We start from the raw sequence: 24013 nt of genomic DNA, 5'->3' as shown, positions 1-24013 counted from the left end.
CGATGACACCTGTCTCAACGATTGGACTGGCAGCCCGGGTCGCCGCCGACGTACGTCTCGAAGTCGAGGCGGAACTCGCACGCGAACTCGTCCTCGACGTCAAAGGCGTTCTCGATGCGCAGAAGCAGCATCCTGGCGTCCACGCCGGCCCGTCGCAGGACCTCGACGGCCCGCGCCTGCGGATCGGTGACGATCGAGGCGAGCAGATCGAGACAGCGGGCCCGTTCGTCGCCCCGCCGTTCGGCGCGCCCGCACGCGCTCTCCATGGCTCCGGCCGCCACCGGCGACCATCCCGCCTCGGCCACGACCCGCGACCAGCCCGCCTCGGCCACGACCGGAACCGCCCCCGAATCCTCGACGCCGCTCTGCCAGCGCAGTCCGTAGCCGATGCTGCGCTGCACGAGATAGCCGAGCAGCCGCGCGACCTGCGGGGCGCCGTCGAAGGCGGCGCGCACCTGGGGGTCGGCCTCCAGCAGTGAGTGCAGCAGATGGGCGGTGTCGATCTGCCGGTCGCCGTCCCGCAGCGCCCGCCTGCGTGCGCCGGAGACCACCGACGCCAGCTCGGCACTGAGCCTGGTGTCGGGTTCCGTGCGGTGGGAGCCGCTCTCGGCGGCGGGCTGCTGGGGGATACGCGGTGGCACAACCCCTACCCCATCAGTCCCGGCGACCCGGGTCATCCTCGGTGGGCAGCATCTTCACGTCCCACACAGGGTGGGCTTCCGCGAGTACGTTCTCCTCCTTACGGATGACTTCGCACCGTTTCTCCCCCAGGTTCCCCCTCAGGGCGCGCGCCGCCTTGCCTCGCGCCCCGTACGCAACCGCGCCGCTTCGGCTCTCGTCCCTTCCCGCGCGCCTGGGACCTGTTCGACGCGGCGGTGATACGCCAGGTGGGCCGAGTTCACCATTCCTGACGGTTCATCAGTATTGAATGTTCCGAGGGCTGCGGCTACGTTCCGCGACACCGTAGCTGCGCCGGGCGCAGCGCCTGACACAAAGGGGTGGTCGCATGGCCGAAGTCAGCGCGGAAGCACGCGTCGAGGCGCCTGCCGAGAAGGTCTGGGCGCAGCTCACGGACTTCTCCTCGTACGGCGAGTGGAACTCGACCCACACCAACTTCCCCAAGGGTGGCCCCTCCTCACTCGAGGTCGGCGGCACCTTCCAGGAGAACATGAAGCTCATGGGGTTCCCGGCCGAGGTCGAGTGGACCATCGAGGAACTGGAGCCCGCCCGCATCCTGGCCATCCGCGGCAAGGGTCCGATGGCGGTGACCGTCGCCACCCGCTACACCCTGACCCCCGACGGCGACGCCACCTCGGTGCGGATCGACGGGGAGTTCACCGGCGCGGCCGTCTCGCTGATGGCGGGCAAGCTCAAGGACTCGGCGACGGCCGCCCTCAACGAATCGCTGCGCAAGCTGGCCGGACTGGTGACCTGAGTCCCGCACCTGCCCCGGGACGCGCACCCAGCCCCCGTACATCGACAGGCGCCCCGCGGAAACACTTCCACGGGGCGCCGTCAGATACCACAGCATGCCCTTCAGTCCTCGTCGGCGAGGATCAGGTACAGCTTCTTGCGGGCTTCGTTGATGACCGCCAGCGCCTTGTCGCGCTGGTCCTTGCTGCCGGTCTTCCAGACCTGGCCGAAGGCCTCCATGAGACCGAAACCGGCCTGCCGGATCTCGTGCAGCGTCTCCCAGTCGACCCCGCGCCCGGCCTCTTCCCACGGCGCCTCGGGGCCCGCCTCAGCCGCTTCGCGGCCTTCGTCGGTGAGCGAGAACAGCTTCTTGCCGCCCTCGGCCGCACTGGTGATGAGGCCCTCGTCCTCCAGCAACTGGAGGGTCGGGTAGACCGAACCCGGGCTGGGCTTCCACGCCCCGCCGCTGCGCTCGGCGATCTCCTGGATCATCTCGTAGCCGTGCATGGGCCGGTCCTTGAGAAGGGCCAGGATCGACGCGCGTACGTCACCGCGCCGCGCCCTGCCGCCCGGACCGCCCCGGCCGCCGCGCCGGCCACCCCAGGGGCCCGGCCCGAAGCCGAACCCGGGGCCGCCGGGGCCACCACCCGGACCACCCGGACCGAAGGGCCCGAAAGCCCCGCGCCGCCCTTCGAAGCGGCCCCGGTCACGCGGACCGGGCCCACCGTGTCGGCCATGTCCACGTTCGAATCCAAATTCCTGTCCTTGGGGACGCATCGCCATCACTCCATTCGTTCGTTGATCGGTCGCGATGCGTCAACGATATATCGGAATAGCTCGCTTGACAAGACCCGAGGATCCGGGCAGGTCAGGGGGCCGGACGGCCACAACCGGTCCAGATCCACGGAATTGGCCTTGTCCCGCGGCCTGCTCGGGCCGCTAGCGTCGGGGCATGCGCATGCGAATCGTCGACGCCTTCACCGACCGTCCCTTCACGGGCAACCCGGCCGGGGTCCTCCTTCTCGACCACGACACCTTCCCCGAGGACAGCCGGCTCCAGAGCGTCGCCCTGGAGGTCAACCACGCGGAGACGGCCTTCGCGCACCGCCTTCCCGAGGGCGGCGACGCCGACTGGGCGCTGCGCTGGTTCACCCCCGTCGCCGAGGTCGCGATGTGCGGGCACGCGACCCTCGCCACCGCACACGTCCTGCGCACCACGGGCGCCCACACGGGACCGGTGCGGTTCGCCACGCTCAGCGGCGTACTCATCGCCACGCCCCACGAGGACGGTTCCCTGACCCTGGACTTCCCCACCGCTCCGCTCACCCCGGTCGAGGCCCCGGACGGCGTCGCCGAGGCCTTGGGCGCCGAACCGCTCACGACCTTCGACACCGGCCCGAACACCGGCGACCTGCTGATCGAGGTCGCCGACGAGAAGACGGTCCGGGGACTCACCCCCGACCACAAGGCCCTCGCCCTGTACTCCGAGCGCGGCATCATCGCGACCGCCCGCGCCGAAGACCCCTCCCAGGGCTACGACTTCGTCTCGCGCTGCTTCTTCCCGAACATCGGCATCGACGAGGACCCGGTCACGGGCAGCGCCCACACCGCCCTCGCGCCCTACTGGTCCGAGCGCCTCGGCCGCCCCGGCCTCACCGGCCTGCAGGCCTCCCCGCGCTCCGGCCTCGTCCGCACCGAGCTGCGCGGCGGCCGTACGCTCCTCACGGGCCACGCGGTCACGGTCATCGAGGGCGAGCTCCTCGCGTAGCGACGCACGGAAAAGCCGTACAAGAAAGGGGCGTACGAGACTCTCGTACGCCCCTTTCGGACCCGCTCACGCTGTCGGACCCGCTCACACCACCGCTCAGGCGGTCGGCAGCCAGCCCACCTTCCCCGCCAGCAGCGCGTATCCCACGAACGCCCCGATGTCGAGCAGCGAGTGCGCCACCACGAGCGGTCCGACCCGGCCCCACCGCCGATACAGATAGACGAAGACCACGCCCATCGCCATGTTCCCGATGAAGCCGCCGATGCCCTGATACAGGTGGTACGAGCCGCGCAGCACCGCGCTCGCCACCAGCGCGGTCCCCGGCGTCCAGCCCAGCTGCCCGAGCCGGCGCAACAGGTACCCGATGACGATGACCTCCTCCAGTACGGCGTTCTGCACGGCCGACAGGATCAGGACCGGGTACTTCCACCACACGTCGGGCAGCGCTTCCGGCACCACGGTCAGGTTGGCGCCGAACCCCCGGGCCGCCAGGTAGAAGGCGATGCCCGTGCTACCGATCACCGCCGCGATCGCGGCCCCCCGCCCGAGGTCGGGCCAGGGCCGCGAACGGTCGAACCCGATCACACGCAGTGCCTTGCCCTCCCTCATCAGGAAGTGCGCGACCAGGGCGACCGGGACCAGGGCCGACGCGATGCCGAACAACTGCCATGCCAGATCCAGCCAGGGGCGACCCGGCGCGGCCGAAGCGTTGAGGGTGGCCGCCTGATCCTTGAGACCCCCCGGTTTGGTGACCGACCCGACAAAGCTGATCAGCGCGGACACTCCGCTCGCCCCGAGCGACAGGCCGAGGACGAGCAGTGTTTCGTCCCGGAAAATCCGTCGCGTCAGCCGCTCCTCGGGAAAAGAATCGGCCACCGACCCCGCCTCCACCTGCACTCCCGCCTCCAGTTGAGTAATCCCGCCTCATCCCCATCTTCGCCCCGCTAGGGTCTCGAAAGAAGTTGCGAAGATCGTGCGCGACAGGCCGTCGGGGGGACGGACGCCGTACGGGCGTACCTCCCCCTCGCCTTCTGCCTCACGGCCGTATCTACGGCTTTCTCGCGACTCCGGCTCATCCAGGGAGGGCACCACCGTCATGGGACGTCACAGCTTGCCCGATGCGTACGGGGCGGGCGCGGCCGACCCCCGTCCACGCGCACGCCGCCGTACGGTGGCCATCGCGACGGTGTTGGTGCTCACGGTCGCCGCGGGCACGGCGGTCGCGGTCCGCGGTGGTCTGCTCTCCTTCGGCTCGTCCTGCCGGGACGACGCCGTACCCCTCGAGATCGCCGCGTCCCCGGACATGGCGCCCGCCCTCAGGGCGGTCGCCGAACACGCCCGCGACCACAACATCACCTCCGACGGCCACTGCATCGCCGTGACCGTGACGGCGCGCGAGTCGTACAAGGTCGCCGACGCCCTGAGGTCGGGCGACAAGTCCGACGTCCAGGCGTGGGTGCCGGACTCCGCCCTGTGGGTGAACCGGGTCAGTGGTGAGAGCAACGCGACCCGGGTGACCGCGGCGGGCAGCGTCGCCTCCTCGCCGGTCGGCGTCGCGATGGTCCCGTCGGCCGCGAAGTCGCTGGGGTGGCCCGAGAAGACGTACACCTGGACCGAGTTGGCGGGCGCCGCGCTGCGGGACGACCGGCTGAGGCTCGGTGCGGCCGACCCGGTGCGCAGCGCGGCCGGCCTGCTGGCGCTGACCCAGCTCAATACCGCCGCGGCCACCATCAAGGGAGGTGACACCCAGGCGGCGGCCATGGCGAAGACGCTCTCCCAGCGCACGTCCGGCAGCGACAGCCAGGTCCTGGACACCCTCCCGCGCGACTCCTCCGGCACCGAGCAGGGCAATCCGCAACGCAACCAGGCGCTGATCCTCTCCGAGCAGTCGGCGTTCGCGTACAACTCCTCGGCCGGCGGCGGCGCCGGACTCGACCTCTTCTACCCCGAGGACGGGTCACCGCGACTCGACTACCCGTTCACCCTGGTCGACGAGTCACGGCTGAACACCGACACGAGCCGTGCCGCCCTCCGGTTCATGACGCTGCTCGGCGAGTCGGACGGGCAGCGGATCCTGGAGCGGTACGGGTTCCGCACGGACGACGAGAAGGTCTCGCCCGCGCTGGTCACCAAGGCCGGGGGCCGAGCCCCGCAGCCGTTCGCGCGCGCCGCGCCCGAACCCACCCCGGCGAAGGCGGTCGACGAGGCACTCGGCACATGGACGATCACGGTGCAGAGCGCCCGGATCACTACGGTCGTCGACGCCTCCGCGTCCATGGCGCAGCCGGTGCCGGGCACCGGCCAGTCCCGTATGGACGTCACCAGGGCGTCCCTGCTGCAGGCCCTCGCGACGTTCACCTCGCAGGACGAGATCGGGCTGTGGAAGTTCTCCACCCGCCTGGACGGCGACCGCGACTACCGGGTGCTCGTGCCCACACAACGCCTGGGCGACCGCAAGGGCAACGGAACCCAGCGGGACAGGCTGTCGGCGGCGTTCAGCTCCCTGTCTCCCGTCCCGAACGGCGCGACAGGCCTGTACGACACCACACTCGCCGCGTACAAGGCGGCCACCTCCTCCTATGTCAAGGGGAAGTTCAACGCGCTGGTGCTGCTGACCGACGGCGTCAACCAGGACCCGGGAAGCATCTCGCGCTCCGCCCTCGTCACCCAACTGCAGAAGCTCACCGACCCACAGCGCCCGGTGCCGCTCATCGCCATCGCCGTGGGCCCGGACGCCGACAAGGCGGAGGTCCAGGAGATCGCCAAGGCGACCGGCGGCTCCGGCCAGCAGGTCAACGACCCCACGCAGATCCACTCGGTGATCCTCAGGGCGATCGTGGCGGCGGGCAGCCAGAACCAAGGCTGACACCCCAAAAAAAGCCACCCCCACAGCCCGCCCGGGACAGCGACGCAGGCCACCCGGCCCAGGGCGCACCGCCACACCCCGCTGGACCCGGCGCACGGGCCCGGGCGGCCCTAGCCTGGCCACCACCACAGCCCAGTCGGCCCAGGGACCATCCCGCGGACCAACCCGGTCCAGGGACCCCCACACAGGCCATCCGCCCCAGCCACACCCACGCAGGCCACCCGGCCGGCGACCATGTCACCAGTGGCCTGGCCAGGGACGACCGCTCGGGGCACACTCCGCCCCCTGAACACCCACCACGAGCAGCCCACCCCAGAGACACCGCCGCAGGCAGACCGCCCCGATCAGCCCAGCGGTACCGGCTCCGACAGTCCCACCGGCCAGGTGTGCACGGGCTCGCCGAGGTGCATCAACTCGCCGTAGCGCCGGGTGGTCGCGGCCAGCGCGGCATCCCTCGCGAGCCCCTTCTCCAGCGCCTGGTGGAAGGTGGCCGCCTGCCAGGTCGCCCCGTTGGCACGCAGCCGGCACCGGTCCTCGATCACCCCCAGGTAGTAGTCCCGGTCGGCCGGCTCGACGCCCCACGCGTCCAGCCCCGCCGCGGCGAGCGGCAGCAGTTCGTCACGGACCAGGTGCACGGCCTCGACCTGCGCGGTGGTACCCCCGTACCGTCCCCGCCGCGGCCACTCCAGCCGCGCGTCGATGCCATGGCGGCAGGCCGCGTCGAAGTTGGCCGCCGCGGACTCGAACGACAGCCGTGTCCACACGGGCCGCGCCTCCTCGGCGAGCGCACGCACGACCCCGTAGTAGAACGCCGCGTTGGCGACGACATCGGTGACGGTGGGACCGGCGGGCAGCACCCGGTTCTCGACGCGCAGATGCGGGACTCCGTCGGCGACGTCGTACACGGGCCGGTTCCAGCGGTAGACCGTGCCGTTGTGCAGCACGAGTTCGGCGAGCCTGGGAATGCCTCCGGCGTCGAGGACCGCGAGCGGGTCCTCCCCGTCGCTGATGGGCAGCAGAGGCGGGAAGAAGCGCAGGTTCTCCTCGAAGAGGTCGTACGCCGAGGAGATCCACCGCTCGCCGAACCAGGTGCGCGGACGCACCCCCTGCGCCTGGAGCTCGGGCGGCCGGGTGTCGGTGGACTGCTGGAACAGCGGCGGCCGCGACTCGCGCCACAGCTCACGGCCGAACAGGAACGGCGAGTTGGCACCGATCGCGACCTGCACGGCGGCAACGGCCTGCGCCGCGTTCCACACGTCCGCGAAGCGCGCCGGGGTGACCTGGAGGTGCAACTGCACAGAGGTGCAGGCGGCTTCGGGCGCGATGGACTTCGACGTACAGACAAGGCGCTCCACCCCGTCGATGTCGAGCACGAAGTCCTCGCCACGGGCGGCCACGATCTGATCGTTGAGCAGCGTGTAGCGATCGACGTCCGACAGGTTCGAGGAGACGAGGTCGTCACGGTCGAGCGTCGGCAGAATCCCGATCATCATGATTCCCGCGTCGAGTTCGCCGGCCTTTCGATGGGCATATGCGAGCGAGGTGTGCAGCTCCTCGGCGAGCCGGTCGAATACCCGCCCGTCCAATCGATGTGGGGCTATGTTGACTTCCAGGTTGAACATGGCAAGTTCTGTTTGAAAGTCTCGGCTCGCAATCCTTTCGAGTACTTGCGCATTCATCATCCTGGGCATGCCGTCGGGTCCCGCGAGATTCAGTTCGATCTCCAGACCCATGAGATTCTTCGGGCGATCGAACCGCTTCTCCTCCAGCAGCCGCGCCAGCCCCGTCAGACACTGCCGGAGCTTGCCTCGGTAGTGCTGGCGATCGGACAGGTCGAACGACGCTGCCACGACCTTCTCTCCCATCGAAGCGTCCCTCCTCGAATGGGCAGGCCGATCCTCCGGCCCCTGCCGTCCCGGAGGATGATGCCCAGGCAACACGATCGATAACGCCCTGTACAGCCTCGTCGACCGCTACCCTGGTACCCATTGTCCGGAGGCACATTCACGGGGCATGAACCAGAGCACGGTTTCAGCCTGACACGATCTCGTGAAAAACGCCGACGAGAATCGGCCGACCGCTCCGACAAAGCAATCCGAGGTCACCGGCGGGCCCCGACACAGAATCGGGATGAACGTCTCGTTTCGTCGACCGAATATCGCCTTGCTCTTCATATTCAGGACAGCTAGATGAAACACCATCTGAACACGTGTCGTATAAACTCCGCAAACGAGGCGGAGAGTTGGCGCTCGCGGTCCCAGGTCCTGTCGTCGAGGTGACATGCGGCAGGCGACATCCTGTCGGCAGATCCAGACCCCTCGCCCCTCCGACCCCGAGAGCTGACAGCGCCGTCCGCCCCGGCCCTCGCGTCACTGTGCCTGTCGAATGAGAGGCGACCCACCATGCCGCTGCTTGTCCCCCCGGCTCCCTCGCCCGCCCTGCGCACCGTCCTCACGGCACTCGGTTCCCCCACCGCAGTCCGCGAGGCCCGCACCCCGTCCCTACGCATGGCCCAGGGACCCGTCACCCCCGAACTCCCGTTGCCCGTACACGTTCTGGACCGCATCGCACCGGTCGGCGCCTCCACCACCCGGCTCGCCGGGTGGCGCTTCCTGATCCGCTGCGGCGAGCGGTCGGTGGCCGCGGCCGACACCATGCTCACCCCCGACGGCTGGGCCTTCTCCCACTTCTTCGAAGGCCCCTACATCGCCTCCACCGAGCGCGCCCTGCGTCACGCCGAGAACATGAGCCAGCCGTACCAGCCGCGGCTGTTGTCCGTTCCGGAGCTCTACATGCTCACCCTCTGGCTGCACGGCGACTGCGCCGCGGACGGCGCCACCGGGCACCCGGCCGCCACCGATCTCCTGGTACCGCTGGCGCCCGCACCGCCCGGTATCGCCGCGCATCGCCCGCACCGCGTCGCCGAACTCCTCCCGGTCCTCACGCACCGGCTCACTCCCGCCCCACTGCTCAGCTCGCCCGCCTGATCACCCACCCGGAGAAGCACACCAAGCGCATCGCCCCGTGCCCCGCCACCGTTGCCCCGGTCGCGGGGCACGCTGCCGCCCGAACCCGTCCGCTCGTTCGGGCCCCACAGCGCTCGTACGAGGGAGAACGCCCCCTCCACCCCGACCGGACTAGCCCCATCCGGCCACCGCGAACCCCCCGAAGGGACCGTGCAGTTGGACTGAACCGTCCGCACGGGTGACGCGTCTCCAATCTGTGAGGAGCGCTGCTGCGAAATCCCTGCGGATTGACGTCCGTAGGGCAACACTGGGTTCCATACACATGCCACCGGGGGGCGGCCATGAGCACTTCAAGCCGCGGGAAAGACACCACAGCCACCACTCATCTCTCATCCCAGCGAAAGATCCCATCCATGTGCCAGCACCAGCCACCGTGTCCGACAGCCGAATCAGCCGACCGGGAGTCCGCCCGCCTCGTGGCGCACCACCCGGAGCAGGGATGGAGCCTGCTGTGCAACGGCGTTCTGCTCTTCGAGGACACCGGTGAGCTCCTGCCCGACGGCCAGATCATCGCTCCGCACCGCCCCCAGGGCAGCGAGCACGTGATGACGGCCGCCTGAGCCGCACAACCGGGTGGCGGTGACCGCCGCCCGGACATGGAGAGGGGCCGGCCCGGAGACGTGATCTCCGAACCGGCCCCGACGCGTATCCGAGGGTGACTACGCTTCGTAAGCGTCCAGCGGCGGGCAGGAACAGACCAGGTTCCGGTCGCCGTACGCCTGGTCGATGCGGCGCACCGGCGGCCAGTACTTGTCCGCGGCCGAGACACCGGCCGGGAAGACGGCCTCCTCGCGGGTGTACTCGTGCTTCCACTCGCCACCGAGCGCGGCGGCGGTGTGCGGCGCGTTCCGCAGCGGGTTGTCCTCGGCCGCCCAGACGCCCGAGCCGACCTTGTCGATCTCCGCACGAATGGCGATCATCGCGTCGCAGAACCGGTCGAGCTCGATCAGGTCCTCGGACTCGGTGGGCTCGATCATCAGCGTGCCGACCACCGGGAAGGACATCGTCGGCGCGTGGAAGCCGTAGTCGATGAGCCGCTTGGCGATGTCGTCGACGCTGACGCCGGTCGCCTTGGTCAGCGGACGCAGATCGATGATGCACTCGTGCGCGACGAGCCCGCCGGGACCGGTGTAGAGCACCGGGAAGTGCGGCTCCAGGCGCTTGGCGATGTAGTTCGCGGACAGCACCGCCACCTGCGTGGCCCGCTTGAGGCCCTCGCCGCCCATGAGACGAACGTACGCCCAGGAGATGGGCAGAATGCCCGCCGAGCCCCAGGGAGCGGCGGAGATCGGTCCCACGCCGGTCTCGGGGCCGGCCGCGGGCTGCAGCGGGTGGTTCGGCAGGTACGGCGCCAGGTGCGCGCGTACGCCGACCGGGCCCACGCCCGGACCGCCGCCGCCGTGCGGGATGCAGAACGTCTTGTGCAGGTTCAGGTGGGAGACGTCACCGCCGAAGTGGCCCGGCTTGGCGAGGCCCACCAGCGCGTTGAGGTTGGCGCCGTCGACGTACACCTGCCCGCCCGCCTCGTGCACCTGCGCGCAGATGTCGGCGACGTGCTCCTCGAACACACCGTGCGTCGAGGGGTACGTGATCATCAGCACCGCGAGCTCGTCGCGGTGCTGCTCGATCTTCGAGCGCAGGTCCGCGACGTCGATCTCGCCGTCCCCGGCGGTCTTCACGACGACGACCTTCATGCCGGCCATCACCGCACTCGCGGCGTTCGTGCCGTGCGCGGAGGACGGGATCAGGCAGACCGTGCGCTGGTCATCGCCGTTGGCCCGGTGGTAGCCGCGTACGGCCAGCAGCCCGGCCAGCTCGCCCTGGGAGCCCGCGTTCGGCTGGAGCGACACCTTGTCGTACCCGGTGACCTCGGCGAGCCGCTCCTCCAGCTCCTGGATGAGGGTGAGATAGCCCTGCGCCTGCTCGGCGGGCACGAAGGGGTGCAGCTGGCCGAACTCGGGCCAGGTGACCGGCTCCATCTCGGTGGTCGCGTTGAGCTTCATGGTGCAGGAGCCCAGCGGGATCATGCCGCGGTCGAGCGCGTAGTCGCGGTCGGACAGCTTGCGCAGGTAGCGCAGCATCGCGGTCTCGGAGCGGTACTGGTGGAAGACCGGGTGTGTGAGGTAGTCGTCGGTGCGCAGCAGCGCGGCGGGCAGCGTGTCCTCGGCGACGGCGTCCAGCGCCTCGATGTCACCGTCGACACCGAACGCGGTCCAGACAGCGCCCACCTGCTTGCGGGCGGTGGTCTCGTCGCAGGCGATCGACACGTGGTCGGCGTCGACGAGGTGGAGGTTGACGCCTCCGCTGCGCGCGCCCGCCACGACCTCGGCGGCGCGGCCCGGCACCCGCGCGGTCAGCGTGTCGAAGTAGGCGCCGTGCACGACCTCGACCCCGCCGGCCGTCAGGCCCGCGGCGAGGATCGTGGCGTACCGGTGCGTACGCCGCGCGATGGTCCGCAGACCCTCGGGACCGTGGTAGACGGCGTACATGCCGGCCATCACCGCGAGAAGCACCTGCGCCGTGCAGATGTTGCTGGTCGCCTTCTCGCGGCGGATGTGCTGCTCCCGCGTCTGCAGGGCGAGCCGGTACGCCTTGTGTCCGTCGGCGTCCACGGAGACGCCCACCAGCCGGCCGGGCAGGCTGCGCGCGAACGTCTCACGCACCGCCATGTATCCGGCGTGCGGACCGCCGAAGCCCATCGGCACGCCGAAGCGCTGGGTCGTACCGATCGCGATGTCGGCGCCGAGCTCACCGGGCGAGGCGAGCAGCGTGAGGGCGAGCAGGTCGGCGGCGACCGTGACGACCGCGCCGAGCTCGTGCGCCTGCTCGATGACGGGCTTCAGGTCGCGTACGGCGCCGGAGGCACCCGGGTACTGGATCAGCACGCCGTTGATCTCACGCCCGGCGATCTCGGCGGGGATGCCCTCGCCCAGGTCGGCGACGACGATCTCGACGCCGGTCGGCTCCGCGCGGGTCTCGATGACGGCGACGGTCTGCGGCAGGGTGTCCGCGTCGACCAGGAAGAGGCCCTTCTTGTTCTTGCCCATGCGCCGGGACAGCGACATCGCCTCGGCGGCGGCGGTGCCCTCGTCGAGCAGCGAGGCACCGGAGGTGGGCAGCCCGGTCAGCTCGGCGACGACGGTCTGGAAGTTCAGCAGCGCTTCGAGCCGCCCCTGGGAGATCTCCGGCTGGTACGGCGTGTACGCGGTGTACCAGGCCGGGTTCTCCATGACGTTGCGCAGGATCACCGGCGGCGTGAACGTGCCGTAGTAGCCGAGGCCGATCATCGAGTCGAGCACCTGGTTGCGGTCCGCGAGGGAGCGCAGCTCGGCCAGTACCTCGGCCTCGGTGCGCGCGCCCGGCAGCTCCAGCGCCTCGGCGTTCTTGATGACGTCCGGCACCGCGGCGGCCGTCAGCTCGTCGAGCGAGCCGTACCCGACCTGCGCGAGCATCTTGGCCCGCGCCTCGGGGTCGGGCCCGATGTGGCGCTGCTCGAAGGGGATTCCCTGTTCGAGCTCGGAGAGCGGAATGCGATGGGCGGTCATTGCGGAGGCCTCCTGGTCTGACACGACCTTCGAGGGGCACCACGGCGCGGGTACCCCGACGGCCTCCCCCTCTGTCATCTCAACCTGAGAGCTTCACCGGCCCGCCCGCTCGCTGCGACCCGGCTTTCACCGTCGGTGAGGGCGGAGGCCTTCGACACCCGCCCTGCTTTCCAGAGTGACCTCGTCCGTGCGGTACGTGTGCCTGAGAGATTCCGGGGAGGATTTGCTCCTTCGGCGCCTCCGGTGATGTCTGGAGGACTCTCCCGCACGGGGTCAGCAGCCGCTTGCCAGCCTACCAGCGAGGACAACGTACGAGCTTTCGAGTGGCCACCTTCCCGAATGTGCTCTTTTGTAGTGCTTACGGATGAGTTGCTAGCGAGTGGAGGGACCGTGCAGACCGACATCGATCCGCGCAACCTGATCGGCCGCAAGGCGCTCGACCGCAACGGCGCCAAGATCGGCACGGTCGACGAGGTCTATCTCGACGACGCGACCGGCGTCCCGGAGTGGGCCGCCATACGGACGGGCCTGTTCAGCAGGGACGCCTTCGTCCCCCTGGAGCCCAGCGAAGTCGTCGAGGGCACGCTGCGTGTCCCCTTCGACCGTGCCCTGATCAAGGACGCCCCCGACTTCGGCGTGGGCCGCCACCTCTCCCCCGAACAGGAACTCCAGCTCTACCACCACTACGGCCTGGACGTGACACCCCCGTCCCCACCCCCGGACCGCGACTTCGGCCGCCTGGCAGGCACGGACGAAGGGTGACTTCTCGGTTTGCGCCCCGCTGACGCGCCCCTCCAGGGGCGCGGGGCTCTGACATCATGCGGCTCCGCCGCGTGGCCGCGACCAGCCACATACCGCCCGCAGCGCCGACCTCACCCCCCGCGGCGATCGCACACGGCCCCCATCACCAACGGCAACGGATCAGCCAACTCCAACGCGACATCATCCGTACGAAACGTCCGCACACGCCCCGGCTCGGAGTAAGGCGTCTCGAACCGCACGGTCACCCTCCCGAGCCCGCTCCCCTGCACCCATCCGTGCCCGTACTCCGCATGCCGCACGTCATGCCCCGCAGGCCACCGGCGCTCGGCAGCCGGCGTCTGCTCGGCAGCTACTTCCTCCGCCCCGTCCTCGTCCGGATGCTCCAGCACCGCCGCCTCCCCCGCGGCGGCCTCCGCCTCCGCTTGCGCCTGAGCCTGGGCCTGGGCGAAAAGGTCCTCCTGCGTGTAGTCCGCGAGCCCCGAGACGCCGACCCCCAGCAGCCGCACGCCCCCGGTCGTGTCCACCGCCTCCAGAAGCCGCGCGGCAGCCTCCCGTACGACGCCGGGGTCGTCCGTCGGCCCCCGCAGCGTCTCCGACCGGGTCAGCGTCGAGAAGTCGTACCTCCGCACCTTCAGCACGATGGTCCGCCCGGACAGCCCCGCATCCCGCAACCGCCGCACACACCGGTCGGCGAGCCGCTGCACCTCCAGGCCGACCCGCATCCGGTCGTGGATGTCCACGTCGTACGTGTCCTCCACCGACACGGACTTCGTCTCCCGCTCGGCCACCACGGGCCGCTCGTCGTGCGCCAGCGCCATCGCGTACAGCGCGTGCCCGTGCGCCTTCCCCACCAGCCGTACGAGTTCGTCCTCGCCCGCCTCGGCGATCTCGTCGACCGTGGTGATCCCGGCCCGCCGCAGATGGTCCCCGGTCGCGGGCCCGACACCCGGCAGCGTCCGCACCGACATCGGCCCCAGCAGCGCGCGTTCCGTCCCAGGTTCTATGACCACGAGACCGTCGGGCTTCGCCTGCTCCGAAGCGATCTTGGCGAGCATCTTGGACGCTGCGAGCCCCACCGAACCCGTCAGCCCCGTCACGGCCCGGATGTCCGCGCGCAGCTTCGCCCCGACCAGCCGCGCGGAAGCCTCGTCCCAGGCCGCTTCCCCCGCCTCCAGATCGACGAACGCCTCGTCCAGGCTCAGCGGCTCCACCAGCGGCGACAACGCCCCCAGCAGCCCCATCACCTGCTCGCTGACCTCCCGGTAGAGCGTGAAGCGGGGCACGAGATACGCGGCGTTCGGCGCCAGGCGACGTGCCTGGGCCATGGGCATCGCCGAGTGCACCCCGAACACCCGTGCCTCGTAGGAGGCGGTCGAGACGACTCCGCGGGGTCCGAGCCCGCCCACGACGACGGCCTTCCCGCGCAGGCTCGGCTTGGCTGCCTGCTCCGCCGAGGCGAAGAAGGCATCCATGTCGAGATGCAGGATCGTAGGCGCGGTTCTCACATGTCCGATGCTGCCCTACGCCACTGACAATGCCTCCGCGGACCTCAGACGGCCCGATTGCGCCGACGCGCCAGCTCGTCCGTCGGGTTGTGCCCGACGAGTGTCTCGCCCGTGTCCACACGCTCCCCGTGCAACTGCGAGAGCGCGCTCTCGACGTCCCGCCACACCACGCCCACGGCGATCCCGAAGACGCCCTGACCGCCCTGCAACAGGGCGTGGACCTCGTCGGGCGAGGAGCATTCATAGACGGTCGCGCCGTCGCTCATCAGCGTCATCCGCTCCAGGTCCCGGAAGCCGCGTTCCCTGAGGTGCTGGACCGTGGTGCGGATGTTCTGCAACGACACTCCCGTGTCGAGGAACCGCTTCACGATCTTCAGGACGACGACATCCCGGAAGCTATAGAGCCGCTGGGTCCCCGACCCATAGGCGGGCCGCACGCTCGGTTCGACCAGACCAGTCCTGGCCCAGTAGTCCAACTGCCGGTAGGTGATGCCCGCGGCGGCACACGCCGTAGGACCGCGGTAGCCGATCTCCTCGGCAGCCGCCCCACCCTCACCGGACTCACCAGGCACCGCTGTCGGCCGCTGCGGAATGTGATCGGCCGCGCTGCCGTGATGGGGGTACCCCCTGCTCGAGCTGAGCCGAGAGCTTGGGGGAGGGTACGGGCCGCTCTCCCCCAGACTTCGTCCGGGGGCACCCCCAGCCGTACCGTCGCCGCTGCTTCTCACGCCGACCTCCGTCCTTGACCTGCCCTCTCGACGGTAGGCAGTCACCGGGGGTGCGTCAACGATCGCCACACTCGGCACGCCGAGTGATAATCACCCTAGGAGTGGTTTCCCGTGTCCCACCGCGGGGAAAGGCTAGCCGAATGCTCTCGGAGCGGGCCGCAGCGCGCCACACGGGCCACGGGCAATTGCCGCCCCGGAGTCCTGCGATCCAGCGGCTCGCCAGGGGTGTGCGCCACTGCCTGCTCCCGAGCCCGGGTGTCCGACCGCCCGCCTTCGGGCGATCGGTCCCCTCACTGGCTGTTGGTCCCGAAGTCCTCGGGCGAGATCTGGTCGAGGAACTCGCGGAACTTCTCCACCTCGTCCTCCTGCTCGTCCGGGATCGCGATGCCGGCGTCGTCGAGCACACCGTCACTGCCGTAGATCGGCGTCCCGGTGCGCAGCGCCAGCGCTATGGCGTCGGACGGACGGGCACTGACCTCGACCCCGCTGGCGAACACCAGCTCCGCGTAGAAGACCCCCTCGCGCAGATCAGTGATGCGCACCTCGGTGAGCTCCTGGCCGACGGCTTCCAGCACGTCCTTGAACAGGTCGTGGGTCAGCGGTCGCGCGGGGGCCATGCCCTGCTGGGCGAAGGCGATCGCCGTCGCCTCCCCCGGTCCGATCCAGATGGGGAGGTAGCGGTCGCCTCCCACTTCACGCAGGAGCACGATCGGTTGGTTGGAGGGCATTTCGACCCGGACACCTACGACATCGAGCTCGTTCACACAGCAACCCTAGGCCGTGCCCGGGATGTTTGGGTAGTCGGGCACAGAACGGGGGCCGATCCGGACGCCCGGCGGGCACATCGGGTCAGGGCAGCCGGACGCCCAGCGCGGTCTGCACCAGCGCCGCGTGCAGCTTCACCGTGAGCCCCGCCAGCTCCTTCGTACGGGCCTCGGCGTGCGCCCTGGTCTGCGGATTGCGGTGGCGCCGCAAAGGGGCCACCACCTGGTCCACGAGCCCCGCGTCACGTTCGGCCGCGGCCTTCATCGCGCGCAGATGGCGCGGCTCGATACCGAACCGCCCGAGCTCGACGACGAGCGCGGCGACCGTCACCGCCTCAGCGTCATACGCCCCGTCCGCGAGTGGGGCAAGGAGTCCGTACGACTCCCACTCCTGAAGCTCCTGCTCGCCGATCTCGGCGGCGGCCAGCAGTTCCGCACGGCCCACCCGGGCCGCTGTGGGTGCCTCGGGCTCCCCGAAGAGGTCACCGAGCCCACCGAACGGCTCCCCGTCGCCGGAGTCGCGCTGCCGCCCCACGGACGGCAGCCGCACCGGCTCCCCACGCTCCAGAGCGTCCAGATGCTCGCGGATCACCTTCAACGGCAGATAGTGGTCCCGCTGCATCCGCAGTACATGCCCCAGGCGCTCGACGTCGGCCTGGCTGAACTTGCGATACCCCGAGGGGGTCCGCTGCGGCTCGATGAGCCCCTCCGACTCCAGGAACCGGATCTTGGAGATCGTGACTTCGGGGAACTCGTCGCGCAGCGTGTTCAGCACCGAGCCGATGCTCATCAGCCCACTGTCCGCTGCGGCGGTACCGCTCCCGGCACCGCCGCTCGGTGATCGAAGCATGGACCTTCCTGAGGGTCCCCCCGGACGGAGTCCGGGGGAGGGTCAGATGCCTCGCTGGCTCGCGTAGAAGACCAGCCGGTACTTGCCGATCTGCACCTCGTCACCGTTGGACAGCGGGACCGAGTCGATTCGCTCCCTGTTGACATACGTACCGTTCAGGCTGCCCACGTCGGCGACCGTGAACGAGCCGTCCGCGGCACGACGGAACTCCACATGACGACGCGACACGGTCACGTCGTCCAGGAAGATGTCGCTCTGCGGATGACGCCCGGCCGTGGTCAGGTCGCTGTCCAGCAGGAAGCGGCTGCCCGAGTTCGGACCGCGGCGCACCACCAGGAGCGCCGAACCGAGCGGCAGCGCGTCGACGGCCGCCTGCGCCTCCGGGGAGAGCGTCGGCATCTGCGTCTGGCCGGTGACCTCGGCATCGTAGGCCTCGATGCCCGAAATGGAGATCGTGGATGTGGTCTCGGACGCACGCTCCGGGACGGCGCCGGGCCGCAGCGGCGCACCACAGTTCGAGCAGAAGCGGCTGTTCTCCGCGTTGCGGTTACCGCACCTCGTACACACCAGGGCCGACATGGACGGATCCTCCTGCCGCGGCTGCCCCCCAGGGGCATGGGACGCGTACGGGTCGGAGGCGAACCCTCCACCCGCACTTGAGGCTGACGGTTCCCCGAAACCTATGCGTCCGGACTGGGCAGGGTCAACAGACGGCGCGCCCTGACCACCGGGAATGTCACCGACCTGGTCCCGGAACAGCGGGCGATCGCCGCTCTGGCCCTCCGCGTCTCCATGGCGTGGTGCACGGTGTCGGGCAGTCGCGTTGTCGCTGCCCTCTCCTCGTGCGCTCTTGCCGAACAACTTCGCAAACAACTTCACGGGCGATTCCCCTTGACCGAAATAGACCCGCCCGTGGGGCAGGACGAACACTGATTGAACACACCGGTCGACCCGGACATCCTCACAACGTCCGTATCCACCAGACAGTTTCCACCACGCACCACCCATTCGGTGCGCCGACCCCCCGCAACCTCATGCCCTCGCCGGACGTCGCCCATGCACCCCCGGTTCACTGGGAGGACGACCGAGCGTAGTCAGGCTGCTTCGCAGCCCGCAAGGCATCCACAATGATCTTCGTCGCACGCTCCACCGTGACGGTGGCCTGCTCCTTCTCGAGAGTCTGCACCACACCTCCCGGGATGTTGAGCGCCGGCTCAAGGTCCTGCGGCTTACCGATGACCTTGAAACGATAGGGCTGGGTGATCTTGTTCCCGTCGACGCTCACGCCCTTGCCGGAGTCGGCCAGATAGGTACTGGCGACGACCCGTACACCGTTCACCTGGATCGCCTCCGCACCGGCGGCGCGCAGCTCCTGGATCGCGTCAAGCAGCATGTCCGCCTTGACCGTCCCCTTCGTGTCGTTGATCGTCAACGTGATGCCGGGTCCCTGCGCCGCCACCGTGCCCGCCAGAATGCCGAGTTGCTTCTCCTTCTCGGCGGTCTGCTTGCGGGCCTCCGCGGCCTGGTTCGAGCTGTTCTCCAGCTCGGTGCGCTGATCTTCGAGACCCTGCTTCTCGTCTTCTAGACGCTGCGTACGGTTGTCGAGTTCATCGAGGATGCGTACGAGATCTTCTTGACGCGCGCCGCGCAGGGCGCTGCCGCTGTCGCTGTTGGAGGCCACCTGGACGGCCAGACCGAAGCCGAGACCGAACAGCAGCACGGCGACGATGAGTTGCGCGCGTGTGACCCGTGGTGGCCACACCCCCTTCACCAGCCGCTGGCGGCCGGTCAGCGACGGCTCGTCCTTCTCGTCACGCTGCTCGGGTCCCGAACTCTCGGGAGCCGCGGCCGGGACCTCTTCGGGAAGCTCCCTGCGCAGCCGGTTCTCGGGTGTCTCGCCTTCGTTGCTCATCGGCCTCACGCCCGGAAGACGTGCCGGCGGATCGCCGCGGCATTGGAGAAGATGCGGATACCGAGGACGACCACGACGCCGGTGGAGAGCTGGGCGCCCACGCCCAACTTGTCGCCCAGGAAGACGATCAGTGCGGCCACGACCACGTTCGACAGGAAGGAGACCACGAAGACCTTGTCGTCGAAGATGCCGTCGAGCATCGCCCGCAGCCCTCCGAAGACGGCGTCCAGCGCCGCCACGACGGCGATCGGAAGGTAAGGCTCGACGACCGCCGGAACCTCGGGCCGGACCAACAATCCAGCCACGACTCCCACGACGAGGCCCAGTACGGCGATCACGATGTGCCCTTCTCTGTGCTCGGCTGTGCTGTACGTACGATCACACTTGGTGCTGCGGACAACTGGACGTCCTTTTCGACGGAAATGGCGGTCCGGATGCCGTAGTTCTCCTGCAGGGCGTGCAGATACAGGCCGTCGGCACTGTTCTGGAACCTGGTGCTGAGCCGCTCGCCGTCCCCCACCGCCAGTACCGTGTAGGGCGGCACCAGCGGCTTGTTGTCGACCAGTATCGCGTCACCCGCTGCCCTGATCGCCGACAGTGCCGTCAGCCGCTGCCCGTTGATCGAGACGGCCTCCGCGCCGGACTCCCAGAGCCCGTTGACGACTCGCTGCATGTCGCGGTCGCGGACGCGCCCGGTGTCGGAGAACCCGCTGGTCTCCCGAGGATTCCCGTCGCCGCCCTCGGTGGCTTCCTTGGCGTCGTCCACGACGAGCTTCACACCGGGCCCGTGGACGGCGACGGCACCCGACAGGACGCCCACCAGATCGGCCTGGCCACTGCCCCCCTGCTTCTTCAGCGCCTCGTTCTGCCGGGCGCTCACATCGTCGCGCAGGGTGTCGACGCCGCTCTCGAGCTTGTCCGCGGCCGCGGTCTCTCGCTCGACGCGGTCGATGAGTTCCTGGCGCTCCTTAGCGACGACCGGTGCCGCGATCCGCGCGTTCGCCGCGCCCACGGTCACCACCAGGGCCGCAAGGACGAGACCGGCCGCGAGGCCGAGCTTCGCCCTCACCGTTTTCGGCATGCCGCCGGCACCCTCGGTCTGCCTACGGGCGGCGGCCTCGGCATATCCGTCGTCGAGGCTGTGATCCATGACGTTGGTGAGCAGCGACATGGAGGCGTCCGGGCGCGGGGGGCGCGGAGGTGTGCTCCGAATGGGGGGCTGCTGCGGCATGCCGCACATCGTCGCACGTCGTGGGCGCTACCTCCGAATGGCCCCACCGGCGTGCCGGACAGGCCCCTTTGGGGGCACTTGTCCGGCACGCGCGTGTGCTGTCCCTTTTAGCGACCGGCGCTGTCCACGACGGCGGCCCACTCGTCGAGCAGGGCCTCCGCGGACGCGTCGTCAGGCCCCTCCGCCCACAGATGCGTCACCGCCTCGGCGGGGTCGGGGAGCACCATCACCCAGCGCCCGTCCGTCTCCACGACTCGCACGCCGTCGGTCGTGTCCACGAACCGGTCCCCGGCCGCCTCCACGACCCGGCGCATCACCAGGCCCTTGACGGCCCAAGGAGTGGCCAGGTCCCGCTTGAGGACGTGCGCCCGCGGAATCCGCGCGTCGATCTGGCTCAGCGTGAGCTGTGTCCGCGCCACCAGCCCGATCAGTCGTACGAAAGCCGCCGCGCCGTCGAAGACGCTGCTGAACTCCGGAATGATGAATCCGCCGCGCCCGTCGCCGCCGAAGATCGTCGACTCCTCGCGTCCGACCCTCGTCAGGTCGTCCGGAGACGTCGTCGTCCACTCCACCTGCGTCCCGTGGTACGCCGCCACCTGCTCGGCGATCCGCGTGGTGGTCACCGGCAGCGCCACCCGCCCGCTGCGCCGCTCCGCGGCCACCAGGTCGAGCATGACGAGAAGGGCCCGGTCGTCCTCGACGATCCGTCCCTTCTCGTCGACGAGCGAGAGCCGCTCGCCCACCGGGTCGAAACGCACCCCGAACGCGGCCCGCGCGGACGCGACGATCTCGCCCAGCCGCACCAGACCGGCCCGCCGCGTGTCCGTCGTCTCCGTGGGCCTGGATTCGTCGAGACCGGGATTGATGGTCAGGGAGTCCACACCGAGCTTGCCCAACAGACTGGGCAACACCAGCCCCGCACTGCCGTTCGAGGCGTCCACGACCACCTTCAGACCGGATTCGGTGATACCGGTGGTGTCGACATTCCTGAGCAGTGATCCGGTGTACGAGTCGAAGACGCTGGCCGGGAAGTGCAGATCCCCGATCTCCCCCGGGAACGCACGCCGGTACTCCTGCCGCGCGAACACCCGGTCCAGCTTGCGCTGCCCCCCTTGCGACAGGTCGGCACCCTGTCCGTCGAAGAACATGATGTCGACGGAGTCCGGTACCCCGGGCGTCGTACGGATCATGATCCCGCCCGCACTGCCCCTGGCGGTCTGCTGACGAGCCACTGGCAGCGGTACGTTCTCCAGATCGCGTACGTCGATGGCGCTGGCCTGCAGCGCCGAGATGACCGCCCGCTTCAGAGCACGGGCGCCTCGGGAGTGGTCGCGGGCCGTGGTGACGGTGGAGCCCTTCTTGAGCGTCGTCGCGTACGCCCCCGCCAGGCGCACGGCGAGCTCCGGAGTGATCTCCACGTTCAGGATTCCGGTGACACCGCGGGCGCCGAAAAGATGCGCCTGACCGCGCGACTCCCAGATCACCGAGGTGTTGACGAAGGCGCCGGCCTCGATGGTCTTGAAGGGATAGACGCGCACGTTTCCCTGGATGATCGATTCTTCACCGACGAGGCATTCGTCGCCGATGACAGCGCCGTCCTCGATCCTCGCGGCCCGCATGATGTCGGTGTTCTTCCCGATCACGCAGCCCCGCAAATTGCTGTGCTGGCCGATGTACACGTTGTCGTGGACCACGGCCCTGTGCAGAAAGGCTCCGCTCTTGACGACGACGTTGGAGCCGACGACGGTGTGCTCACGGATTTCGGCGTCCGCTTCGACCTTGGCGTAGTCGCCGATGTAGAGCGGGCCGCGCAGTACGGCGTCGGGGTGCACTTCGGCGCCTTCGGCGACCCATACGCCCGGGGAGATCTCGAAACCGTCGATCTCGACGTCGACCTTGCCCTCGAGGACGTCGGCCTGCGCTTTCACATAGCTCTCGTGGGTGCCGACGTCCTCCCAGTAGCCCTCAGCGATGTAGCCGAAGACCGGCTTGCCCTCCTTCATCAGCTGAGGGAAGACATCGCCGGACCAGTCGACCGAAACATCGGCCTCGACGTAGTCGAAGACTTCGGGCTCCATCACGTAGATACCCGTGTTGACGGTGTCGGAGAATACCTGGCCCCAGGTGGGTTTCTCCAGGAAGCGCTCGACCTTGCCCTCTTCGTCCACGATGGTGATGCCGAATTCAAGGGGGTTCGGCACACGCGTCAGACAGACGGTGACCATCGCACCCTTTTCCTTGTGGAAATTGATGAGGTCGGTGAGATCGAAGTCGGTCAGGGCGTCACCGGAGATCACCAGGAAAGTGTCGTCCTTCAACGCCTCCTCGGCGTTCTTGACGCTCCCGGCAGTACCGAGTGGCTTCTCCTCATTGGCATAGGTGAGCTCCATACCGAGCTCCTCGCCATCACCGAAGTAGTTCTTGACCAGCGAGGCCAAGAACTGGACAGTAACGACGGTCTCGTTGAGCCCATGCCTTTTGAGCAGCCGCAGCACGTGCTCCATGATCGGGCGGTTCACCACCGGCAGGAGCGGCTTGGGCATGCTTGAGGTCATGGGACGAAGGCGTGTGCCTTCGCCTCCGGCCATCACGACGGCCTTCATGTCGGAAGCGTCCTCCTTGAAGAGACGACGGTCTGGCCGACTTCACCCGTCCTGATTGTCCCGCAGTTTTCGAGTGCGGGCCATCCGGGAGCTTCAACTGCCCCATCGGGCCGAGCTCAATCGGCCATGGTGTCCGCCCTGAGAAGCCGGCGGACCTGGACCACGTAGAGGACTCCTGCCCACCAATAGAGGGTTGTACCCCACCCGGCGAACGCCCATCCGAAAATCGCGGCGAGTGACGCGAGCCATCCGCTTCCGTCGCTGAGCAGCAACAGAGGGAAGGCGTACATCAGGTTGAAGGTGGCCGCCTTCCCGAGGAAGTTCACCTGCAGCGGCGGATAGCCGTGACGCCGGAGGACTGCCACGACCACCAGCAGAACCAGCTCTCGCGCCAGCAGCACGGCCGTCAACCACAGCGGCAGAATCTCGCGCCAGGTGAGCCCCACAAGAGTGGACAGAATGTAGAGCCGGTCCGCCGCGGGATCGAGCAGCCGGCCGAGGCTGCTGATTTGATTCCAGCGCCGCGCGAGCTTCCCGTCGAGATAGTCGCTGACGCCGCTCAACATGAGCACGAGCAGCGCCCAGCCGTCACTCTTGGGACCGCCGAACTCAGGCCGGAGGATCAGCCACAGGAAGACGGGTACGCCGACGAGGCGCGCCATGCTGAGGATGTTCGGGATGGTGAGGACCCGGTCCGTCTGGACGCGGGTCTCCTGGACCTCCACCCGGGGGCCTCCTGTGGGAAACGAGCCAACGATGCCCCCTGACCTTACCCGCAGCGCTCGCGTCGAGGTGCGGAGGGGTGGCGGAGCCACCGCAAAACAGACCTGGCCCCGAACGCAGAAAACCCCCGTACCGATTCCCGGTACGGGGGTTCTCCCTACAATTAGTTCGGCGGCGTCCTACTCTCCCACAGGGTCCCCCCTGCAGTACCATCGGCGCTGCGAGGCTTAGCTTCCGGGTTCGGAATGTAACCGGGCGTTTCCCTCACGCTATGACCACCGAAACACTATGAAACTGTAACTACCGCACCACACCCA

The 24013-nt window shown here is 69.1% G+C and carries 21 protein-coding genes, 1 rRNA gene and 1 riboswitch; of the genes, 6 read left to right on the top strand and 16 right to left on the bottom strand.

The annotated features are described in order from the left end of the window. Positions 1–14: 14 nt before the first annotated feature. A complete protein-coding gene (locus tag ACZ7M2_RS35995) occupies positions 15–641 on the bottom strand; it encodes a peptidase (RefSeq protein ID WP_471598843.1) in 627 nt (208 codons plus the stop codon). Between the two features lie 365 nt (positions 642–1006). On the opposite strand from ACZ7M2_RS35995, the gene ACZ7M2_RS35990 reads away from it, so the two are divergent. After that, the gene (locus ACZ7M2_RS35990) at positions 1007–1435 is read left to right on the top strand and encodes a type II toxin-antitoxin system Rv0910 family toxin (RefSeq protein WP_471598842.1); all 429 of its coding nucleotides are present in this window, start codon (positions 1007–1009) and stop codon (positions 1433–1435) included. 101 nt (positions 1436–1536) lie between these two features. On the opposite strand, the gene ACZ7M2_RS35985 is transcribed toward ACZ7M2_RS35990, so the two are convergent. Next, entirely contained in the window at positions 1537–2190 is a 654-nt protein-coding gene (locus ACZ7M2_RS35985) for a PadR family transcriptional regulator (protein ID WP_075032588.1), read from the bottom strand. A gap of 175 nt (positions 2191–2365) precedes the next feature. On the opposite strand from ACZ7M2_RS35985, the gene ACZ7M2_RS35980 reads away from it, so the two are divergent. Next, positions 2366–3181, top strand: a complete 816-nt coding sequence (locus ACZ7M2_RS35980; protein WP_471598841.1) for a PhzF family phenazine biosynthesis protein — start codon at positions 2366–2368, stop codon at positions 3179–3181. A 96-nt stretch (positions 3182–3277) separates the two neighbouring features. On the opposite strand, the gene ACZ7M2_RS35975 is transcribed toward ACZ7M2_RS35980, so the two are convergent. Further along, positions 3278–4078 carry a CPBP family intramembrane glutamic endopeptidase gene (locus ACZ7M2_RS35975; RefSeq protein WP_471598840.1) on the bottom strand — a complete coding sequence of 267 codons (801 nt, stop codon included), beginning with the start codon at positions 4076–4078 and terminating at the stop codon, positions 3278–3280. A 199-nt stretch (positions 4079–4277) separates the two neighbouring features. Here ACZ7M2_RS35975 and ACZ7M2_RS35970 point away from each other — a divergent pair, with 199 nt between their 5' ends. Next, a complete protein-coding gene (locus tag ACZ7M2_RS35970) occupies positions 4278–6047 on the top strand; it encodes a substrate-binding and VWA domain-containing protein (protein ID WP_471598839.1) in 1770 nt (589 codons plus the stop codon). Between the two features lie 344 nt (positions 6048–6391). Here ACZ7M2_RS35970 and ACZ7M2_RS35965 read toward each other — a convergent pair whose 3' ends face one another. Beyond that, entirely contained in the window at positions 6392–7912 is a 1521-nt protein-coding gene (locus tag ACZ7M2_RS35965) for a glutamate-cysteine ligase family protein (protein WP_471598838.1), read from the bottom strand. Between the two features lie 537 nt (positions 7913–8449). Between ACZ7M2_RS35965 and ACZ7M2_RS35960 the strand changes: the two genes are divergently transcribed. Beyond that, a complete protein-coding gene (locus ACZ7M2_RS35960; protein ID WP_471598837.1) occupies positions 8450–9034 on the top strand; it encodes a hypothetical protein in 585 nt (194 codons plus the stop codon). Positions 9035–9426: 392 nt separating this feature from the next. Then, complete coding sequence (locus ACZ7M2_RS35955) at positions 9427–9633, top strand: DUF5999 family protein (protein WP_054229126.1); 207 nt, start codon at positions 9427–9429, stop codon at positions 9631–9633. A gap of 99 nt (positions 9634–9732) precedes the next feature. On the opposite strand, the gene gcvP is transcribed toward ACZ7M2_RS35955, so the two are convergent. Further along, entirely contained in the window at positions 9733–12618 is a 2886-nt protein-coding gene (gene gcvP / locus ACZ7M2_RS35950; protein ID WP_471598836.1) for an aminomethyl-transferring glycine dehydrogenase, read from the bottom strand. A 180-nt stretch (positions 12619–12798) separates the two neighbouring features. Beyond that, positions 12799–12894, bottom strand: a riboswitch (glycine riboswitch). A gap of 114 nt (positions 12895–13008) precedes the next feature. On the opposite strand from gcvP, the gene ACZ7M2_RS35945 reads away from it, so the two are divergent. Beyond that, positions 13009–13380: a PRC-barrel domain-containing protein gene (locus tag ACZ7M2_RS35945; protein WP_352053071.1), complete on the top strand. Its 372-nt coding sequence runs from the start codon at positions 13009–13011 to the stop codon at positions 13378–13380. A gap of 110 nt (positions 13381–13490) precedes the next feature. On the opposite strand, the gene ACZ7M2_RS35940 is transcribed toward ACZ7M2_RS35945, so the two are convergent. The 11 genes from ACZ7M2_RS35940 to rrf all read right to left on the bottom strand — a co-directional run bounded on the left by ACZ7M2_RS35940 (position 13491) and on the right by rrf (position 23979). Beyond that, a complete protein-coding gene (locus ACZ7M2_RS35940; RefSeq protein WP_471598835.1) occupies positions 13491–14885 on the bottom strand; it encodes a DNA polymerase IV in 1395 nt (464 codons plus the stop codon). Positions 14886–14929: 44 nt separating this feature from the next. Continuing rightward, positions 14930–15613, bottom strand: coding sequence for a MerR family transcriptional regulator (locus ACZ7M2_RS35935; protein WP_471598834.1), 684 nt, complete (start codon positions 15611–15613; stop codon positions 14930–14932). A gap of 290 nt (positions 15614–15903) precedes the next feature. Continuing rightward, on the bottom strand, positions 15904–16377 hold the full coding sequence (locus tag ACZ7M2_RS35930; protein ID WP_006123076.1) for a bifunctional nuclease family protein: 474 nt from the start codon (positions 16375–16377) through the stop codon (positions 15904–15906). Between the two features lie 85 nt (positions 16378–16462). Further along, positions 16463–17227 carry a transcriptional regulator FtsR gene (gene ftsR, locus ACZ7M2_RS35925; RefSeq protein WP_403700871.1) on the bottom strand — a complete coding sequence of 255 codons (765 nt, stop codon included), beginning with the start codon at positions 17225–17227 and terminating at the stop codon, positions 16463–16465. Between the two features lie 42 nt (positions 17228–17269). Then, the gene (locus ACZ7M2_RS35920) at positions 17270–18235 is read right to left on the bottom strand and encodes an FHA domain-containing protein (RefSeq protein WP_471598833.1); all 966 of its coding nucleotides are present in this window, start codon (positions 18233–18235) and stop codon (positions 17270–17272) included. Between the two features lie 61 nt (positions 18236–18296). Beyond that, complete coding sequence (locus ACZ7M2_RS35915; protein ID WP_403700874.1) at positions 18297–19139, bottom strand: DUF881 domain-containing protein; 843 nt, start codon at positions 19137–19139, stop codon at positions 18297–18299. Positions 19140–19144: 5 nt separating this feature from the next. Further along, positions 19145–19477 carry a small basic family protein gene (locus ACZ7M2_RS35910; protein WP_003988855.1) on the bottom strand — a complete coding sequence of 111 codons (333 nt, stop codon included), beginning with the start codon at positions 19475–19477 and terminating at the stop codon, positions 19145–19147. After that, positions 19474–20370: a DUF881 domain-containing protein gene (locus tag ACZ7M2_RS35905; RefSeq protein ID WP_351312001.1), complete on the bottom strand. Its 897-nt coding sequence runs from the start codon at positions 20368–20370 to the stop codon at positions 19474–19476. Before ACZ7M2_RS35905 ends, ACZ7M2_RS35910 begins: the two co-directional genes overlap by 4 nt. 107 nt (positions 20371–20477) lie before the next feature. Next, on the bottom strand, positions 20478–22973 hold the full coding sequence (locus tag ACZ7M2_RS35900; protein WP_352053065.1) for a mannose-1-phosphate guanyltransferase: 2496 nt from the start codon (positions 22971–22973) through the stop codon (positions 20478–20480). A 116-nt stretch (positions 22974–23089) separates the two neighbouring features. Then, positions 23090–23698 (bottom strand): CDP-alcohol phosphatidyltransferase family protein, encoded by a 609-nt coding sequence (locus ACZ7M2_RS35895; RefSeq protein ID WP_067379101.1) that lies wholly within the window; start codon positions 23696–23698, stop codon positions 23090–23092. Between the two features lie 164 nt (positions 23699–23862). Then, positions 23863–23979: ribosomal RNA gene (gene rrf / locus ACZ7M2_RS35890) — 5S ribosomal RNA — on the bottom strand. Positions 23980–24013: the final 34 nt, after the last annotated feature.

Source organism: Streptomyces sp. NPDC111507, assembly GCF_055638955.1.
This window is presented reverse-complemented; position numbering and strand designations above follow the sequence as displayed.

Bases quoted from the DNA above. Each gene is read 5' to 3' on its own strand.
- ACZ7M2_RS35985 (WP_075032588.1), bottom strand. From the start codon at position 2,190: ATGCGTCCCCAAGGACAGGAATTTGGATTCGAACGTGGACATGGCCGA.
- ACZ7M2_RS35955 (WP_054229126.1), top strand. From the start codon at position 9,427: ATGTGCCAGCACCAGCCACCGTGTCCGACAGCCGAATCAGCCGACCGG.
- ACZ7M2_RS35920 (WP_471598833.1), bottom strand. From the start codon at position 18,235: ATGGGTGGTGCGTGGTGGAAACTGTCTGGTGGATACGGACGTTGTGAG.
- ACZ7M2_RS35965 (WP_471598838.1), bottom strand. From the start codon at position 7,912: ATGGGAGAGAAGGTCGTGGCAGCGTCGTTCGACCTGTCCGATCGCCAG.
- ACZ7M2_RS35990 (WP_471598842.1), top strand. From the start codon at position 1,007: ATGGCCGAAGTCAGCGCGGAAGCACGCGTCGAGGCGCCTGCCGAGAAG.
- ACZ7M2_RS35970 (WP_471598839.1), top strand. From the start codon at position 4,278: ATGGGACGTCACAGCTTGCCCGATGCGTACGGGGCGGGCGCGGCCGAC.
- ACZ7M2_RS35905 (WP_351312001.1), bottom strand. From the start codon at position 20,370: ATGCCGCAGCAGCCCCCCATTCGGAGCACACCTCCGCGCCCCCCGCGC.
- ftsR (WP_403700871.1), bottom strand. From the start codon at position 17,227: ATGCTTCGATCACCGAGCGGCGGTGCCGGGAGCGGTACCGCCGCAGCG.
- ACZ7M2_RS35915 (WP_403700874.1), bottom strand. From the start codon at position 19,139: ATGAGCAACGAAGGCGAGACACCCGAGAACCGGCTGCGCAGGGAGCTT.
- ACZ7M2_RS35960 (WP_471598837.1), top strand. From the start codon at position 8,450: ATGCCGCTGCTTGTCCCCCCGGCTCCCTCGCCCGCCCTGCGCACCGTC.
- gcvP (WP_471598836.1), bottom strand. From the start codon at position 12,618: ATGACCGCCCATCGCATTCCGCTCTCCGAGCTCGAACAGGGAATCCCC.
- ACZ7M2_RS35980 (WP_471598841.1), top strand. From the start codon at position 2,366: ATGCGCATGCGAATCGTCGACGCCTTCACCGACCGTCCCTTCACGGGC.
- ACZ7M2_RS35900 (WP_352053065.1), bottom strand. From the start codon at position 22,973: ATGAAGGCCGTCGTGATGGCCGGAGGCGAAGGCACACGCCTTCGTCCC.